The sequence below is a fragment of the Vibrio sp. SCSIO 43153 genome, from assembly GCF_023716625.1.
Classification (GTDB): Bacteria; Pseudomonadota; Gammaproteobacteria; order Enterobacterales; family Vibrionaceae; genus Vibrio; species Vibrio rotiferianus.
The window spans coordinates 3,289,493-3,306,597 of sequence record NZ_CP071855.1 but is presented as its reverse complement, the minus strand read 5'-3'; the positions used below and the strand labels follow the sequence as shown (position 1 = coordinate 3,306,597).

At 46.9% G+C, this 17,105-nt stretch carries 15 protein-coding genes; 9 read left to right on the top strand and 6 right to left on the bottom strand.

Going from position 1 to position 17,105, the window contains the following annotated elements:
• Nucleotides 1–294: 294 nt before the first annotated feature.
• The 4 genes from ggt to rarD all read right to left on the bottom strand — a co-directional run bounded on the left by ggt (nt 295) and on the right by rarD (nt 4,708).
• The gene (gene ggt, locus J4N37_RS15750) at nt 295–2,061 is read right to left on the bottom strand and encodes a gamma-glutamyltransferase (RefSeq protein WP_252041348.1); all 1,767 of its coding nucleotides are present in this window, start codon (nt 2,059–2,061) and stop codon (nt 295–297) included.
• 111 nt (nt 2,062–2,172) lie between these two features.
• Nucleotides 2,173–2,832 carry a LysE family translocator gene (locus J4N37_RS15745; protein WP_009696781.1) on the bottom strand — a complete coding sequence of 220 codons (660 nt, stop codon included), beginning with the start codon at nt 2,830–2,832 and terminating at the stop codon, nt 2,173–2,175.
• A gap of 91 nt (nt 2,833–2,923) precedes the next feature.
• Nucleotides 2,924–3,721: an AraC family transcriptional regulator gene (locus tag J4N37_RS15740; protein ID WP_005451239.1), complete on the bottom strand. Its 798-nt coding sequence runs from the start codon at nt 3,719–3,721 to the stop codon at nt 2,924–2,926.
• 72 nt (nt 3,722–3,793) lie between these two features.
• Complete coding sequence (gene rarD / locus J4N37_RS15735) at nt 3,794–4,708, bottom strand: EamA family transporter RarD (protein ID WP_005440031.1); 915 nt, start codon at nt 4,706–4,708, stop codon at nt 3,794–3,796.
• Nucleotides 4,709–4,884: 176 nt separating this feature from the next.
• On the opposite strand from rarD, the gene recQ reads away from it, so the two are divergent.
• The 3 genes from recQ (at nt 4,885) to J4N37_RS15720 (ending at nt 7,944) form a co-directional block, all read left to right on the top strand.
• Nucleotides 4,885–6,720: an ATP-dependent DNA helicase RecQ gene (gene recQ, locus J4N37_RS15730; protein ID WP_005451195.1), complete on the top strand. Its 1,836-nt coding sequence runs from the start codon at nt 4,885–4,887 to the stop codon at nt 6,718–6,720.
• Nucleotides 6,721–6,729: 9 nt separating this feature from the next.
• Nucleotides 6,730–7,035: a DUF3630 family protein gene (locus tag J4N37_RS15725; RefSeq protein ID WP_005378772.1), complete on the top strand. Its 306-nt coding sequence runs from the start codon at nt 6,730–6,732 to the stop codon at nt 7,033–7,035.
• Nucleotides 7,036–7,269: 234 nt separating this feature from the next.
• Complete coding sequence (locus tag J4N37_RS15720) at nt 7,270–7,944, top strand: 7-cyano-7-deazaguanine/7-aminomethyl-7-deazaguanine transporter (RefSeq protein ID WP_038868584.1); 675 nt, start codon at nt 7,270–7,272, stop codon at nt 7,942–7,944.
• A gap of 205 nt (nt 7,945–8,149) precedes the next feature.
• Here J4N37_RS15720 and gppA read toward each other — a convergent pair whose 3' ends face one another.
• Nucleotides 8,150–9,643 carry a guanosine-5'-triphosphate,3'-diphosphate diphosphatase gene (gppA, locus tag J4N37_RS15715; protein WP_252041347.1) on the bottom strand — a complete coding sequence of 498 codons (1,494 nt, stop codon included), beginning with the start codon at nt 9,641–9,643 and terminating at the stop codon, nt 8,150–8,152.
• Between the two features lie 19 nt (nt 9,644–9,662).
• Nucleotides 9,663–10,976 (bottom strand): ATP-dependent RNA helicase RhlB, encoded by a 1,314-nt coding sequence (gene rhlB, locus J4N37_RS15710; RefSeq protein WP_010444566.1) that lies wholly within the window; start codon nt 10,974–10,976, stop codon nt 9,663–9,665.
• Nucleotides 10,977–11,087: 111 nt separating this feature from the next.
• Here rhlB and trxA point away from each other — a divergent pair, with 111 nt between their 5' ends.
• The 6 genes from trxA to fre all read left to right on the top strand — a co-directional run bounded on the left by trxA (nt 11,088) and on the right by fre (nt 16,953).
• Entirely contained in the window at nt 11,088–11,414 is a 327-nt protein-coding gene (trxA, locus tag J4N37_RS15705) for a thioredoxin TrxA (protein WP_005458583.1), read from the top strand.
• Between the two features lie 196 nt (nt 11,415–11,610).
• On the top strand, nt 11,611–12,870 hold the full coding sequence (gene rho / locus J4N37_RS15700) for a transcription termination factor Rho (protein WP_005440042.1): 1,260 nt from the start codon (nt 11,611–11,613) through the stop codon (nt 12,868–12,870).
• Between the two features lie 106 nt (nt 12,871–12,976).
• On the top strand, nt 12,977–13,969 hold the full coding sequence (locus J4N37_RS15695) for a hypothetical protein (RefSeq protein ID WP_252041346.1): 993 nt from the start codon (nt 12,977–12,979) through the stop codon (nt 13,967–13,969).
• A gap of 136 nt (nt 13,970–14,105) precedes the next feature.
• On the top strand, nt 14,106–15,959 hold the full coding sequence (gene ubiD, locus J4N37_RS15690) for a 4-hydroxy-3-polyprenylbenzoate decarboxylase (protein WP_252041345.1): 1,854 nt from the start codon (nt 14,106–14,108) through the stop codon (nt 15,957–15,959).
• On the top strand, nt 15,956–16,225 hold the full coding sequence (locus tag J4N37_RS15685) for a 2Fe-2S iron-sulfur cluster-binding protein (RefSeq protein WP_009696789.1): 270 nt from the start codon (nt 15,956–15,958) through the stop codon (nt 16,223–16,225). Before ubiD ends, J4N37_RS15685 begins: the two co-directional genes overlap by 4 nt.
• Nucleotides 16,226–16,239: 14 nt before the next feature.
• Nucleotides 16,240–16,953, top strand: a complete 714-nt coding sequence (gene fre, locus J4N37_RS15680; RefSeq protein ID WP_071236528.1) for an NAD(P)H-flavin reductase — start codon at nt 16,240–16,242, stop codon at nt 16,951–16,953.
• Nucleotides 16,954–17,105 lie beyond the last annotated feature (152 nt).

Sequence of the window (17,105 nt, the reverse complement as noted above, 5' to 3'; positions counted from 1 at the left end):
ATCCATGCCCGACTATTCATCCTGAATAACCGTTTCTTCTTCCTGAAGTTCACCAAGTCCGTGGTGTTTCCTGTTCCGTGTCAGCATCCTTCCGACAGGTTTAATATTACGTGTTTAACGATTTCCAACAACGGGCTAATCTCACATTTTTTCACTTTATTTGCGTTCAAAAAAGATACATAAATATTAAATTCAATGACTTATGTTCTTTGTTGTACGGTTTTACCATTAAAAAAGAGAGGTTTGCTCAACCCTTTGTGAGAGATCTCGCACAAGGGGTCGAGCGAAAGACTCTTACTGCCCGATAGCGGCACCTTCACGCCTTGGATCGGCTGCGCCCTCAAGACCGTCTTTTGTTATACGTATCGCATGCAGTCCAGAGTTCAAATCACGAACATCAGTTTTAAAACCCATCTTTTCCAACTCAGGCTGTAAGCCTTCTGCAGCGGTACCTTGCTCAATATCTAAGGTACCAAAACGGTTCAGTAATCGTGGCTGATTAATCGCACTTTGGATGTCCATATCCCACTGCGTGTGGGCGATAATGGCTTGTGCGACGTAACCAATGATGCGGCTGCCACCCGGTGAGCCAATTGCCATGTAAGGTTTGTCATCCTTCATCATAATGGTTGGTGCCATGGATGAACGTGGGCGTTTGCCCGGTTCTAAGCGGTTCGCGATTGGCACACCATCTTGATGAGTGCGGAAAGAGAAATCGGTCAGTTCGTTGTTGAGCAAGAAGCCGCGCACCATCAAGCGTGAGCCAAAAGCGTTTTCAATGGTTGTTGTCATTGAAACTACATTGCCTTGCTTATCGACGATATTGAAATGGCTGGTGGAAGGCAGCTCGATTGATTGGTCCATGCTTAAGTTCATCGCGTGCGACCAAGGAGGATTGCCGGCTTCAACCTTACTCAACGCTTTACCGACTTGAATGAGCTCAGCACGTTGCTTGAGATAATCTTTATCAAGCAAGCCTTCGGTTGGCATTGGCACATAATCTTGGTCAGCCATGTATTTACCGCGATCCGCAAACGCAAGGCGCGATGCATCGGCGATCACTTGCCATGATTTCGCGCTTTCGGCTCCCCATCCTTTCAGATCGTATTGCTCGGTGATCGCAAGAATCTGCCCAACCGTCAGTGCGCCAGAGCTAGGTGGTCCCATGCCGCAGATGTCATAGCTTTGGTAAGCCGCACAAACCGGTTCACGTTGCTTGATTTGGAACGCATCAAAGTCAGGTTGTGCCAATACGCCAGGATTGCCCGGTGCATTCTGTACTGTCTTGATGATGTCTGTGGCGATATCGCCTTGATAGAAAGCTTTTGCCCCCTGTTCTGCAATTGCCGTCAGAGTTTGCGCGTATTCAGGGTTCTTCAACAACGTGCCTTCGGCTTTTGGTGAACCATCTGGATTAAAGAAGTAAGCCTTAGTCGCAGGGAAGCGTGATAGGCGCTTGGCATCTTTCTCAATCAGGCTCGCGAGGCGAGGACTGACTTCGAAACCTTGTTCAGCCAAGGTAATCACAGGTTGGATGATCTTTTTCCATTCCAACTTGCCGTATTTCTGGTGCGTGTCCCACAGCAGTTTCACTGTACCAGGAGTGGCAACGGAACGCCCACCGACAACCGCATCGTAAAATTGCAGTGGTTGTCCTTTGTCATCTAGGAAGAGTTTCGGCGTTGCGGCGAGCGGTGCGGTTTCGCGTCCATCATACGTAGTCAGTTTTTGTTTCTCACTGTCCCAATACACTAAGAAGGCACCGCCACCAATGCCTGAAGATTGCGGTTCTACCAAGCCCAGCATCAGTTGTACGGCAACCATGGCATCAATAGCATTACCACCTTGTGCAAGAACATCCGCCCCAGCTTGGGTGGCAAGTGGGTTGGCTGCGGTGACCATATAATCTTTGGCTTTGACCAATTGCTTTTGCTCGAAGCCAGTACTGTGCTCCGGTGCAACCGCATCTGCTGCTTGGTTAGCAAAGGCTGAGGTAGATAAGACGAGTGGGGAAGTAAGAAAAAGACCCGTGGTCACGAGTCGGTTGAACGTCCAATGCATGATGACTCTCCATGTTGCCAGTTTGGTGCTTTCAGCTTGGCAGTCATGAAGAGTCACGTCGAGTCAGCAATCTTAGAAATGTCGATTGTGCTACGCTTTTAAATCAGTACTTTATCCGATAAAAGTGCTGATGGTTTGGTACAAAATACTGCCACCCACGAGAGTAAATACCACGCCACACAGACCGTCGATGTAGATGCCTGCTTGTTGCAATTTGCGTTGTAAGCGCTGCGTCGACAGCATCCATGCAAGGCTAGAGAACCAGAATAGCGACAAGCCAAACAGGATGACCAAAGCAATACCTTTGCCAGTGATCGACATACCTGCAGGGACTAAGCTCGACATCAAACTGATAAAGAACACCAAGGCTTTCGGGTTAAGAATGTTGGTCGCAAATCCTTTAGCAAATGCCTGACGCTTATTGCTGATCACTAGGTTGTTTTGCTTCTTAGGTTGATCCGCCATTGGATTTTTGATCATTGAGATCACGGCGCGTAATGCACCAATACCTAAATAGAGCAGGTAACTACCACCGAGCAGTTGCACCACGGAGTACAACACTGGGTGCTGGTGGACGATATAACTTACGCCTGTCAGGCTGAACAAAGAGTGCAGCAAAATACCGACAGACAATCCCAACGCAATGTACAAGCCAGTTTGACGACCATGACGCGTCGCGTTTTGTACAACCAGCGCAAAGTCGGGACCGGGACTCATTAGGGCAATAAAGTGAATGCTGGCGAGCGTCAGCAATATGGTGGATTCATTCATAACACATCTCAAATATAACCAATGTGGCTATTGTCGTGGCAAGTCACCTGTGGCGCTTGTAAAAAACTGACAGCTTTCTCGGTAAATGAAATTAACGAGTCACTTGAGAAGGGGAAACGCCGTAGGTTTGCTTAAACGCTTTGCTGAAATGCGCTTGATCGTAGAAACCGATTTGATGGGCGACGTCGGTACCACATTGACCAGCTTGCAGTAACTTCATGCCTTGTTCGAGTCGTAGGCGTGCGAACCATGCGTAAGGCGTCATGCCAGTTTGCGCTTTAAAGTGGCGCTGGAACTGAGTTGGGCTCAGTTGGCACAGCTCTGATAGCGAATCCAAACGCACCGCTTGGTCAAGGTTCGCCATTAGATAATCTTTTAACGTTCCAAGTGATTGATTTCCTAACGGCACCACTTTTTGTCGCTCAAGCGATCCGTAGCGATCAAAAAGTTGGTTAAATCCTTCAAAAGGAAGGCAATCTTTGGTGAGTTGGCTGAGGTTTTCACGACGAAGTAGCCCGTGTAAGTTACTAAGTTGTGAAAATATCTGTGGATCCGAGATGATCAGCTCGTTGAAGTGTATTATTTGACCGTTTTGCTTAAGATCAGCCAGATCGCTCAATAGGTGAGGTTCGATCGCAAATACATTCACTTCGTAGCCACTTTCGAGCTTAGATTGCCCGTCGTGTAGCTCATCTGGCGGCATAATCACAATTTGCCCGTGACCAACTTGGTGGCTGTTACCTTGGTATTGGAACTTCTGCGCGCCATGCGTGATCAGACCGAGATGAAAATCCAGATGGTAATGCCTTTGAAAAGCAAATTTCTGGTATTTCGCCTCTATCAGACTCAAGTTGTCATGGTCGGTTGCGTAGTACTGAATATGTTCCATTAAATAAAAAAAGCTTGGTCACATTATGACCAAGCTTATCCATCAATTTCTTAAATGTCTTGTAAAAAACGATCAGGCAGCACGAGCTGCTTTGCGTGACTTGCGGTTATTACGCAGACCATCAAAGCTAAATACCACCAAGGCGCCCCAAATAAAGGCGAAGGTGATGGCTTTATCGCTAGTGAACGGTTCGCCGTAGATCAGCACCGCAAGCAAGAACATCAGACTTGGACCAATGTATTGGAAGAAGCCCAACGTCGATAGCTTTAGACGGGTTGCTGCGCCAGTAAAACACAGTAGCGGCAGGGTAGTGATCACGCCTGCAGCAATCAACAAGGTATTCAGCTGCATTGGGTTATCTAGCATGTTGGACGTCGGTGAACTCGCAATAAACAGCAAGTAAATTGCTGCAGCAGGTAACATCACCAAGGTTTCAATAAACAGTCCGGTTTGTGCTTCCACACTGACTTTCTTACGTAGCAAGCCATAAAAGCCGAAACTCATTGCCAGCGCTATAGCGACCACAGGCACCGAGCCAAAGACGATCAGCTGAACTAATACGCCACAAGCAGCAAGGACAACCGCGAACCACTGAAGCTTACGTAGACGCTCGCCAAGGAAGACCATCCCGAGTAAGACGTTGATCAGTGGGTTAATGTAATAACCTAAGCTGGCATCGAGCATGTGATTCGAGTTCACCGCCCAAATGAAGATCAACCAGTTTGCACCGACCAAAATGGCAGTAGAAACCAGAAACATCATCTTGGTTTTGTTTTTAATGATGTCGCGAACCGAGCGCCAATGGCGACCAAAATGGAGAAGTGCGGCTAGCAAAAAGAAAGACCAAATCACTCGGTGGCTTAAGATCTCTAGTGGCGAGACTTCAGCAATCGATTTGAAGTAAATGGGTGCGATGCCCCACATGGTGTACGCGCCAATAGCAAGCAAGACGCCTTGCCGTGAGCGTTGTTGTTCTTCTGGTGTCATGGGATGTCACCTAATTGAGTTTTTATAGAGCAGAAAATCAGTATACGAGTCGTGAGCTGAATCACCTAACAATTTGCGGTTTTATTCGCCATGAAACCCCATTACAATGTGCCCTCACTTTGCGTGCTAGTGGCATGCATAAGCACCTCTTTTTAAGACCCAATCTGAGATTTTTCATGACCTCTACCTTGTTAGCCGAACAATCAGACTCGCCTGTAACGCCTCAACGTGTGTTGGAGGATGTGTTTGGTTACCAAGAGTTCCGTGATGGTCAGCAGTTGGTAATTGATGCCGCGGTAGAAGGTCGCGACAGCTTAGTTATCCTGCCTACTGGTGGCGGTAAGTCGCTGTGTTATCAAATTCCTGCTTTGGTTCGCTCTGGCATTACTTTGGTGATCTCTCCGCTTATCTCGCTGATGAAGGACCAAGTGGACCAGCTTAAAGCCAACGGTGTAGCGGCTGAGTGCATTAACTCGACCATGCCTCGTGAGGAGCTGCTCAGCGTGTATAACCGCATGCACACTGGGCATCTTAAGTTGGTGTACGTCTCGCCAGAACGCGTATTGATGCGTGACTTCATTGAGCGCTTGGAAAATCTGCCGCTATCGATGATTGCCGTCGATGAAGCGCACTGTATTTCCCAGTGGGGACACGATTTCCGTCCCGAATACGCCGCGCTTGGGCAACTCAAGCAGCAGTTTTCCCATGTGCCATTTATGGCGCTGACGGCGACGGCGGATGACGCTACGCGTCGAGATATTCTTGAGCGCCTGCAACTGAATAATCCAGAGGTTTATCTAGGCAGCTTCGACCGTCCTAACATTCGCTACAACTTAGTTGAGAAGCACAAGCCGGTTTCGCAAATCGTTCGTTATCTTGAAACCCAAAAGGGTAACTGCGGCATCATCTATTGTGGTAGCCGTAAGAAAGTTGAGATGGTGACCGAGAAGTTGTGTAACAACCACATTCGTGCTGCTGGTTATCACGCAGGTATGGATGCTGATGAGCGCGCTTACGTTCAAGAAGCTTTCCAACGTGATGACATCCAAATCGTAGTGGCGACTGTGGCATTCGGTATGGGCATCAACAAACCAAACGTGCGCTTTGTGGTTCACTTTGATATCCCGCGCAACATTGAATCCTACTATCAGGAAACCGGTCGTGCAGGGCGTGATGGTTTGCCTGCCGAAGCGATGATGTTGTATGACCCAGCAGACATCAGTTGGCTGCGCCGTATGTTGGATGAGAAAGACGATGGTCCACAGAAGCAGGTGGAAACCCACAAACTGAATGCGATGAGTGCCTTTGCTGAGGCGCAGACTTGTCGTCGTCAGGTGCTACTGAATTACTTTGGTGAGTATCGCGAGAAGCCATGTGGCAACTGCGATATTTGCTTAGATCCACCGAAACACTTTGATGCCACGGAAGAAGCACGTAAGGCGTTGTCTTGTGTGTACCGTGTTAATCAGAGCTTTGGTATGGGCTACGTGGTAGAGGTGCTACGTGGTATGCAAAATATTCGTGTACGTGAAAACGGGCACGATAAGATTTCTACCTACGCGATAGGGCGCGATCACAGCCACGATTACTGGGTGAGTATCTTCCGTCAGTTAATCCACAAAGGGCTGCTGTTCCAAAACATCACGCGTAACTCAACGTTGCAACTTACCGAAGAGGCGCGTCCGCTGCTGCGTGGCGATGTGACTCTGGAGTTAGCGGTTCCACGTTTAGACACCGCAGCACGTGCGGCGAAGTCGGACAAACTGACCAGCAAGAACTACGACAAAAAGCTGTTTGCTAAGTTACGTAAGCTGCGTAAGTCGATTGCTGATGAAGATGGTTTGCCACCATACGTGGTCTTCAGTGACGCGACTCTGATTGATATGGCGGAAATTCTGCCAACGTCTTACGGCGAAATGCTGGCAGTTAGCGGTGTTGGTCAGCGCAAACTAGAGAAGTACGCCGACCCATTCCTTGATTTGATTCAAGAACACATTACTCACCACGGATAAGGAACCAAGATGCAAAAGGAATTTGGCTTAGCGGACTACATGGCACAAGAAGGGCGCTTAATCATTACCGCGCCGAGCTTTGACCTTGATAGCTTTCCTGCCTTAGGTGAGCGTTTAGTCGGACTGCTTTCTGCTACTGTGGTGGAAAAGCAATGGGATGCAGACATTCACTCTTGGCTGATTGACTTTGAAGGTTGCCGATTGTTTATGAAAGCAGAGCATTACAGCGAAGCGATTTGGTTTGAAGCTTTAGCGATTGAAGAGAGCAGGGAAGAGTTGGATTATCTTGCAGGATTGTTCCAGCGCGGCTTCTAAAAATAGAATTTTTCTTGAAAGGGTGTTTCACATGAAACACCCTTTTTTATGCTCAAACGTTTGCGTAAAACAGACGACTTGCGGCAAAAAGTGGTTAATGTATAATCGCCCACCGCTTCGCTCGGAATGAGCCAAGCCAGTTTATTTTTCATTTTACATTGTTGGTAAGAGCCACTCTATTCAGTGACTCGATTTGGGTTCCCTCACCCCCAAACCAAACTAAAAAGGTATCGCATGAGTAACTTTACCCCTGCGCAGCAGCGCAACGCCCTTATCTATCTGGTTCTATTCCATCTAGTCATTATTGCATCTAGCAATTACCTAGTTCAGCTACCGTTTACTATCTTCGGTTTCCATACCACTTGGGGCGCATTTACCTTTCCATTTATCTTTCTAGCAACGGATTTAACCGTGCGTATTTTCGGTGCGAAAATGGCACGAAAGATCATCTTCTTAGTGATGTTGCCCGCTCTGGCTGTCTCTTACTTCCTATCGGTGGTGTTCTTCGAAGGTCAGTTCCAAGGTTTTGGCCACTTAGGTGAATTCAACTTATTTGTTGCTCGTATAGCGATTGCTAGCTTCATGGCGTACCTACTTGGTCAGATCATGGATGTACACGTGTTCAACCGCCTACGCCAAATGAAACAGTGGTGGGTGGCACCAACGTGTTCAACGCTTTTCGGTAATGCACTTGATACCATCGCTTTCTTCGCCATTGCCTTCTACCAAAGCCCAGATCCATTTATGGCGGAGCATTGGACGGAAATCGCGCTGGTGGATTACGGCTTCAAACTGATTATCAGTCTTGGTCTGTTCGTTCCTATGTATGGTGTACTACTGAATTACCTAATTAAGAAACTGACTGCGGTGAACCCTGACTTTAAGGTGACGACAAGCGTTCAGTCTTAATATCAGTGGGAACCCCGAAAGCCGCTTGCTCAAATCAAGCGGCTTTTTTGTGCCTGTTTACTTGGGTTTAGAGCGTTTTGTACAGCGTGGGGAGTAATTAGATCATGGGTGTCCAAAAGCTCTCTAAGCTGTACAAAGGTAAAAATGAGCAATAAAAAAAGGCCCCAATAGGGACCTTTAACTAAGCAATAAGTTATCGTGAGATTTAACAAGTCACAATACTTAACGGCCAACCGATGTCTGTTTGACGGTTGGATTCAATTTCCAACTCAGCGGCCGTCAGCGGATTTGCATCTAACCATTTGGCTTCAATGCTGAGCGTTAGCTTGTCGCCTTCTGCTTTTAGAGTGACGTTTGGTACTAGGTCTGGATTACGACGATGACTAAGTAAAACAGCCAAACGCAATAGACGTAATACACGTTTCGCACTGTTACCTGAAAGTGCATGCTGCTCAGGCAGGGAGGTGAGCTGTTCGCGGTAGCGGCGAGCAATTTCACCAATAAAGAACTTTTGCGCGCGCGTATAACCAGGCAAATCTAAATGCTGTAGCAGGTAAGCGCTGTGCTCTCCACCTTTTTTGAAGTCGATAGTCAGACCGATTTCGTGCAGCTTAGCTGTTGTTTCCAGCAGGACTTTACCTTGAGGTTCTGCAACCCAAGCTTCACCGCCAACTTGCTCAAGCAGATTATTAGCGAGGTTTGCCACTTGCTCACCGTACTGGCAATCCAATTGGTAACGGCTTTGTACGCTGCAAATGGTACGTGCACGGATGTCGTTTTGACGAAGCTCATCAACCATCTCATACACTAGCCCTTCACGCAGAGCGCCGCCAGCTAGTGTCATGGCATCAATTTCTAGTAGCTCAAAGATTGCAATTAAAATAGATAAGCCACTTGGAAATACCAGAGCACGCTCTAGGGTCAGACCTTCAATATCAAGCTCTTCCAAGTGGTCAGCAAGCATTGCCTGCTTTTGTAGACGCTTAAGTTTGGAGTGAGTGATTACTTCGTCCATACCTTGCGCTAGCATTATTTCTTGCAGTGCTTGAACTGTACCTGAAGCACCCACACACACATCCCAACCTAGGTCGGTGTACTGCTCTAAGATTGGCTTTAAGGTTTGTTTTGCGCCTTCAATGGCAGACTCGAAGTTGCGTGCGTTCAACTGGCGGTCTTTAAAGAAGCTTTCCAACCATGTTACACAACCCATCTTAAGGCTAGTTAGCGCTTTCGCTTCGAAGCCCTCACCGATAATCAGCTCGGTACTTGCACCGCCAATATCGACCACAAGGCGGCGACCACTGCCTCCCGAAGTGTGAGCAACGCCTTTATATATAGTGGCGGCTTCTTCTTCACCTGTGATGACTTCGATAGGTTGACCTAAAATTTGGTTCGCCTTCTCTAGGAAAATATCTACATTGGTTGCGGTACGCAAAGTCGCGGTACCGACAATACGGATGTTCTGTTTAGGAATATCCTGCAAGCGTTCTGCAAATAGACTTAAGCAGTCCCATCCTCGCTGCATAGCTTCCATACTAAGAGAGTTATGTTCATCTAAGCCCGCGGCTAGACGAACTTTGCGCTTAATTTTAGCCATAGTTTGAACGCTGCCATCGATGTGACGCACAACGAGCATGTGAAAACTGTTCGACCCGAGGTCGATGGCGGCGTATAGCGGTGATGATCCTGCTTGACTCATAAACGACTTCAGTTTCCTTTTATGATTGTTTTGGCGCTGATTGACGCGGTTGACGAGGACGACGTCCTTGTGGCTTGCGGTTACCAGAGCGAGTGCCACCTGTATTGGTGCGACGTTGTTGAGTACGAGGCGCGCGCATACGAAGTGGTGCAGGCAGATCTTGGATTAGAGCCGAAGCGTCGTAATCAGAAACTGGGATTGCGTGCTCAATGTATTCTTCGATTGGTGGCAAGTTGATTGCGTAATCTTCACAAGCGAAGCTGATAGAGTGACCACTTGCTCCGGCACGGCCCGTACGACCGATACGGTGAACGTAATCTTCACAGTCATCAGGCAGGTCGAAGTTAAATACGTGTGTTACTTGAGGGATGTGTAGACCACGTGCTGCAACGTCAGTTGCTACTAATAGGTCAACTTCACCGCGAGTGAATTGCTCAAGAATCTTTTCACGCTTCTTCTGCGGTACATCGCCAGTCAGTAGACCAACACGGTGGCCATCTGCTGCTAGGTGACCCCAAATCGATTCACACTTGTGCTTAGTGTTGGCAAAAACGATCGCGCGATCTGGCCATTCTTCTTCAATCAGGGTTTGAAGCAGTGCCATTTTGTCTTCGTTCGAAGGGTAGAAAAGCTCTTCTTGGATGCGATGACCGGTTTTTTGTTCTGGCTCAACCACAACGTGCTCTGGGTTGTGCATGTGTTCGAATGCCAGCTCTTGAACGCGGTAAGAAAGCGTCGCTGAGAACAGCATGTTCAAACGCTCTTTTGGTTCTGGCATACGGCGGAACAAGAAACGAATGTCTTTAATAAAGCCAAGGTCAAACATACGGTCGGCTTCATCGAGTACAACCGCTTGAATGTTGTTTAGGTTGAATACGCGCTGTTTGTAGAAATCGATAATACGACCAGTCGTACCAATCAGGATATCTACACCGTCTTGAAGCTTCGATAGTTGCTTATCGTAGCTTTCGCCACCGTAAGCTAAGGCAGCTTTAAGACCTGTACTCGCAATCAAAGGTTCCGCATCATTAAAGATCTGAATCGCTAGCTCACGGGTTGGTGCCATAATGATAGCACGCGGTTGAGTTGGCTTACGACCTTCATGCTCAGGTGTAGTCAATAGGTGGTTAAAGGTAGCAGTAAGAAACGCAAGCGTCTTACCAGTACCCGTTTGGGCCTGGCCTGCAATGTCTTGGCCGGTGAGCAGTACCGGCAACGCCAAGGCTTGAATTGGGGTACAAAATTCGAACCCTTTTTTCTCCAAACCTTCAGTAATTTGTGGATTTAATCCCAAATCGGCGAACTTTTGCTCTGTGATATGCGTCTTTTTCATGGCTATAGAATATCAGCTAAAGCTTGCAATACGAAAGTAAATACATTCCAATAGGGCATCTAATTACTGGTTATCATCCAACCAGTTTCAAAAAACACATTGGAGTGGAAGATGAGTGATAAGATTTTGCAGCTTACTGATGACGGTTTTGAAAACGATGTAATCAACGCTGCAGGCCCGGTTCTTGTTGATTTCTGGGCAGAATGGTGTGGTCCTTGTAAGATGATTGCTCCAATTCTGGACGAAATTGCAGAAGAGTACGAAGGCAAACTCACTATCGGTAAACTAAATATTGACCATAACGCAGGTACACCACCTAAGTTTGGTATTCGCGGCATTCCAACGCTACTGTTATTTAAAGACGGTAACGTGGCGGCAACGAAAGTTGGTGCACTGTCTAAGACTCAGCTAAAAGAGTTTTTGGACGCAAACCTATAATCACCAAGTGATTCAGAACAAAACCGTGCAAAGTGATAATGCACGGTTTTGTTTTTCTAACTCTGGACTAGAATATTAATTAGTGCTAACTTATCGCGCGTTAATTGAACAAATTTCTCTTCTTGGTCGATCCTGAGACCAAATCCATCTTAACTAGAAAATAGATCTTATTTTGACTAAACAAGCATCCACCACCATGAATCTTACTGAACTGAAGAACAGACCTGTGTCTGACCTTGTAAAGCTTGGCGAAAGCCTAGGTCTTGAGAACCTAGCTCGTCTAAGAAAACAAGACATCATCTTCGCTATTCTTAAAGCGCACGCGAAAGGCGGCGAAGACATCTTTGGCGATGGGGTTCTGGAGATTCTGCAAGACGGCTTTGGTTTCCTACGTAGCGCAGACAGCTCATACCTTGCTGGCCCTGATGATATCTACGTTTCGCCAAGTCAGATTCGTCGTTTCAACCTACGTACTGGTGATTCAATCGCTGGTAAAATTCGTCCACCAAAAGACGGTGAGCGCTACTTTGCTCTTCTTAAAGTCAACACGGTTAACGACGACAAACCAGATAACGCTCGTAACAAGATCCTATTTGAGAACTTAACGCCTCTACACGCTAATGAGCGTATGGTTATGGAGCGCGGTAATGGTTCAACAGAAGATATCACGGCACGTGTACTAGATTTGGCATCGCCAATCGGTAAAGGTCAACGTGGTTTGATTGTTGCTCCGCCTAAAGCGGGTAAGACAATGCTTCTGCAAAACATCGCTCAAAGCATCGCATACAACCACCCTGAGTGTGAGTTGATGGTACTTCTAATCGATGAACGTCCAGAAGAAGTAACCGAGATGCAGCGCCTAGTTAAAGGTGAAGTGGTTGCGTCAACGTTCGATGAGCCAGCTTCTCGCCACGTACAAGTCGCGGAAATGGTAATTGAGAAAGCAAAACGTCTTGTTGAACACAAGAAAGACGTAGTTATCCTGCTTGACTCTATCACTCGTCTAGCTCGTGCATACAACACCGTAGTACCTTCATCAGGTAAAGTACTAACTGGTGGTGTGGATGCAAACGCACTACATCGTCCTAAGCGTTTCTTCGGTGCAGCACGTAACGTAGAAGAAGGCGGCAGCCTAACTATCCTTGCTACTGCTCTTGTTGATACTGGCTCTAAGATGGACGAAGTTATCTACGAAGAGTTCAAGGGTACAGGTAACATGGAAATCCACTTGAACCGTAAGATTGCAGAGAAACGCGTATTCCCTGCGATTGACTTCAACCGCAGCGGCACACGTCGTGAAGAGCTTCTAACTAAGAACGAAGAACTTCAGAAGATGTGGATTCTGCGTAAGATTGTTCACCCAATGGGCGAAATCGACGCAATGGAGTTCCTCATCGACAAACTAGCGATGACGAAGACCAACGACGAGTTCTTCGATGCGATGCGTCGTCAATAGTCTCAGATAAGCAATTCTGCGAAGGGCCACCGTATATCGGTGGCTTTTTTATTGCTTTCTCCCGAGATAAGCAGCAGAATGAAGGAAATGTTATCGGGAGGTTAACATGCAACAAGGAATGTTGTCGTCATTACTCCTGAGCTTGTCACTTATTACGCTACCAGCAACGTTATCTGCCAAGGAAATGCAGGAAACTGTGGTAGAGCAGTGGCTTCAGGATACCCAAATACAGACCAAAGTATCTGAACTGCTTGATTATGCCGTCAGAGACGAGGTTGACTCGCTTAAATTTGCCCTAGACCGACTTGCTTTCCCTCAACAAGAAGTCGTCCGCTTTCTTTTGCTCGAAAAGTTTGAACAACAAGAAATCATCCTCACGCCAAGAATGGCGATTTTTGTCGAATCTCAGATTAGTATTACTCCAACTTACCAAGTACTAGAGCGCGGCGACGGTTACGAATTCACCGTACCTGCTTTTAACTTTCCTTCTATTGCTAGTCGTCTGATTAAACGTTGGAAACAAGACCAAAGTACGTTGGAGTTTGTGTTAGCGGCAGAGCGCCAAGAACTTAATCTAAAAGATTGGTTAACAGGCACTTCGCAACATGTACAAACCAGAGAAGCGTTACTAATTCGTGAGCTGGACAGCTTATCGCCGGATGCACTTGAAGCCCTGATTAAACAATTAACTCATGCTAATGTGACTAGTTGGCTGCCATCAACAGCGGTGGTCGTGCGTTTGGCACAAGTCAGTCAAAGTGAGGCAATGTATGATCTGCTGTGGCGAATGCGTGCGGACTATAATAGCCAAACCGAGCTGGCAAGGCTTGCCGAGGTTGGTGACGAATTTTCATTGCAACAATTGATGAATTCCACTGCCAATCCAACCTTAAAACCTTATGCTATTGAGCTGCTCACCAGATCCAATCCACTCTCTCATGACGTAAAACAATTCTTAGTGGCCAAGATGGCACTTTCCGAAGAAGCCACTTTGGTTGCAAGAGAACTCGCAAAGCAAGGGCACCACTCGTGGTTGGAAGAGCTTGTTTCAAATAATCGCCAAGTAAAAACACGACAGATTGCAGAATTCTTGGAATAACCGTTGTTGAAGCCATTGTTCTTTAAGTAACGATTCTTGTCGCTATCGAGTTCACATACCCACACAAAATAGGAGGATCTTAGCGTCCTCCTATTTGATATACTGCGGACAGTTTAATCAGCCAGCATGAAGGCCTATGAGTTTTAAGGATTTACGCGAATTTATCGACCACCTAGAACAGAAAGGTCGACTTAAACGCATCACTCACCCCGTCGACCCCGCTTACGAAATGACAGAGATCAGCGACCGTACCTTGCGTGCTGGTGGCCCTGCGCTGTTGTTTGAGAATCCAATTGGCTACGACGTACCTGTTTTGACGAACCTATTTGGTACGCCAGAGCGTGTCGCGATTGGTATGGGACGTGAAGACGTTAAAGAATTGAGAGAAGTCGGTAAGCTGCTGGCTTATTTGAAAGAACCTGAGCCACCAAAAGGCTTCAAAGACGCATTGGAAAAATTGCCAGTGTTCAAGCAAGTATTGAACATGCCAGCCAAGCGCCTACGTAAAGCGCCATGCCAAGAGATTGTGTGGCAAGGTGATGAAGTCGATTTGGATAAAATCCCGGTGATGAGTTGCTGGGCGGAAGACGTTGCGCCACTGCTTACGTGGGGCTTAACCGTGACCAAGGGTCCAAACAAGAAACGTCAGAACCTAGGTATTTATCGCCAGCAGAAAATTGCCAAGAACAAAATCATCATGCGTTGGTTGGCTCATCGTGGTGGTGCGCTTGACCTGCGTGATTGGATGGAAACCAATCCAGGTAAACCTTTCCCTGTTTCAGTCGCGTTTGGTGCAGACCCCGCAACCATTCTTGGTGCAGTAACGCCAGTGCCAGATACGCTATCGGAATACGCATTTGCAGGTTTGCTACGTGGCAGCAAAACGGAAGTCGTGAAGTCAGTCAGTAATGATGTGGAAGTGCCAGCGAGCGCTGAAATCGTGATGGAAGGCTATATCGACCCGAACGAGTTTGCCGATGAAGGTCCTTATGGCGACCACACTGGCTACTACAACGAAAAAGAAAAACACCACGTGTTCACCATTACGCACATTACCATGCGTAAAGACCCAATCTACCACAGTACCTACACAGGCCGTCCGCCAGATGAACCAGCTGTATTGGGTGTGGCATTAAACGAAGTCTTTGTGCCGATTCTGCAAAAGCAGTTTCCAGAGATTGAGGACTTCTACCTACCGCCAGAAGGTTGTTCGTACCGAATGGCGGTCGTCACTATGAAGAAGCAGTACCCAGGACATGCCAAGCGCGTAATGATGGGCGTATGGTCTTTCTTACGTCAATTCATGTACACCAAGTTTGTTATTGTGTGCGATGAATCGGTAAACGCGCGAGATTGGAATGATGTCGTGAAAGCCATGTCAGAGCATATGGATCCTGTACGTGACACCTTGATGATAGACAACACGCCAATCGACTCACTTGACTTTGCTTCGCCTGTGGTTGGTCTTGGCTCCAAGATGGGTTTAGATGCGACCATTAAATGGGATGCTGAACTGGCGACACGCATCAAGGTCAACGAACGTGACAATAAAGTGATTACCCAGTCTGATCTAGATACGCTAAAACAGCAACGCCCTGAGATTGTCGATATCTATCTACCAGCAACAGCAAATAACCAGTTCGCTGTTGTGACCATGAAGAAAGACCAAGCTGGTCAATCGCAAGCCTTGATGGAATACCTGTGGGGCTTCTTTGCTCAGTACACGGATAACAAATTCATTATCTTGTGCGACGATGACGTTAATGCACGAGATTGGAATGACATCATCTGGGCTGTAACAACCCGAATGGATCCAGATAGAGACACTATTCAAGTGCATGGTAAGACTGATAGTTCATCCAAATTAGGATTTGATGCGACCAACAAGTTCGAATCCGAAGTCACGCGCGAGTGGGGAACACCTATCAAAAAAGATCCTAAACTTGTGGCTAAAGTCGATGAGATTTGGAACCAGTTAGGTATTCTATGAGTCATCAAGTCCACCTTCTACCGATGGACGTTACGTTCCAAGTAAAAGAAGGGGAGACGGTGTTGGAAGCCGCGCTCAACAATAATATTCGCTTCCCCCACCGTTGCCAAGTTGGCGCTTGCGCCATGTGTATGTGTAAAAAGCTGACGGGTGAGGTGAGTTACCACCTCGAACCGATGCTAACCGAAAAAGAGCAACAGCAAGGTTGGATATTCCCTTGCCAAGCCTATACAGAAAGTAATTTAGTGCTTACTTTTGATGAGTAAGCGAGAGGAACACCATGACCATCCAATGTAAAGTAAAGTCTATTCAGCCGTTAGCTTGTAATACTTATCAAATCCTTCTACACCCAGAATCACCTGTACCTTTTAAAGCAGGTCAGTACCTAATGGTTGTGATGGGTGAAAAAGACAAGCGTCCTTTCTCTATTGCAAGCAGTCCTTGTCGTCATGAAGGTGAACTTGAACTGCACATCGGTGCGGCGGAACACAACGCTTATGCACTAGAAGTTGTTGAAGCAATGCAAGCGGCATTAGAAACAAATGGTCATATCGAGATTGATGCCCCACATGGTGATGCTTGGGTTCAAGAAGAAAGCGAACGCCCACTATTATTGATTGCTGGTGGTACTGGCTTTAGTTACGTGCGTTCGATTCTGGATCACTGTGTTGCACAGAACAAAACCAACCCTATCTATTTATACTGGGGTGCGCGTGATAACTGCCAACTTTACGCTAAAGAAGAGTTGGTCGAGATCGCTGAAAAGTTTGCCAACGTTCACTTTATTCCAGTAGTAGAAGAAGCACCTACCGATTGGCAAGGTAAAGTTGGTAACGTGCTACAAGCGGTGAGTGAAGATTTCGAAAGCTTAGAAAACTACGATATCTATATTGCAGGTCGCTTCGAAATGGCTGGCGCAGCGCGTGAACAGTTCACTCAGAACAAGAAAGCTAAGAGTGAACGTATGTTCGCAGACGCGTACGCGTTCATTTAAATACGGCTTTTGAGGCAGAAAAAGAGGGTTTTTTACCCTCTTTTTTGCTTTTTTGATGAAATAGTCATCGAACAGTCAGTTTTTTCCATTTTTTTTCAAAAAAGGGTTGCGAACGGATCTGAGTTCCCTATAATGCGCATCCACCGACACGG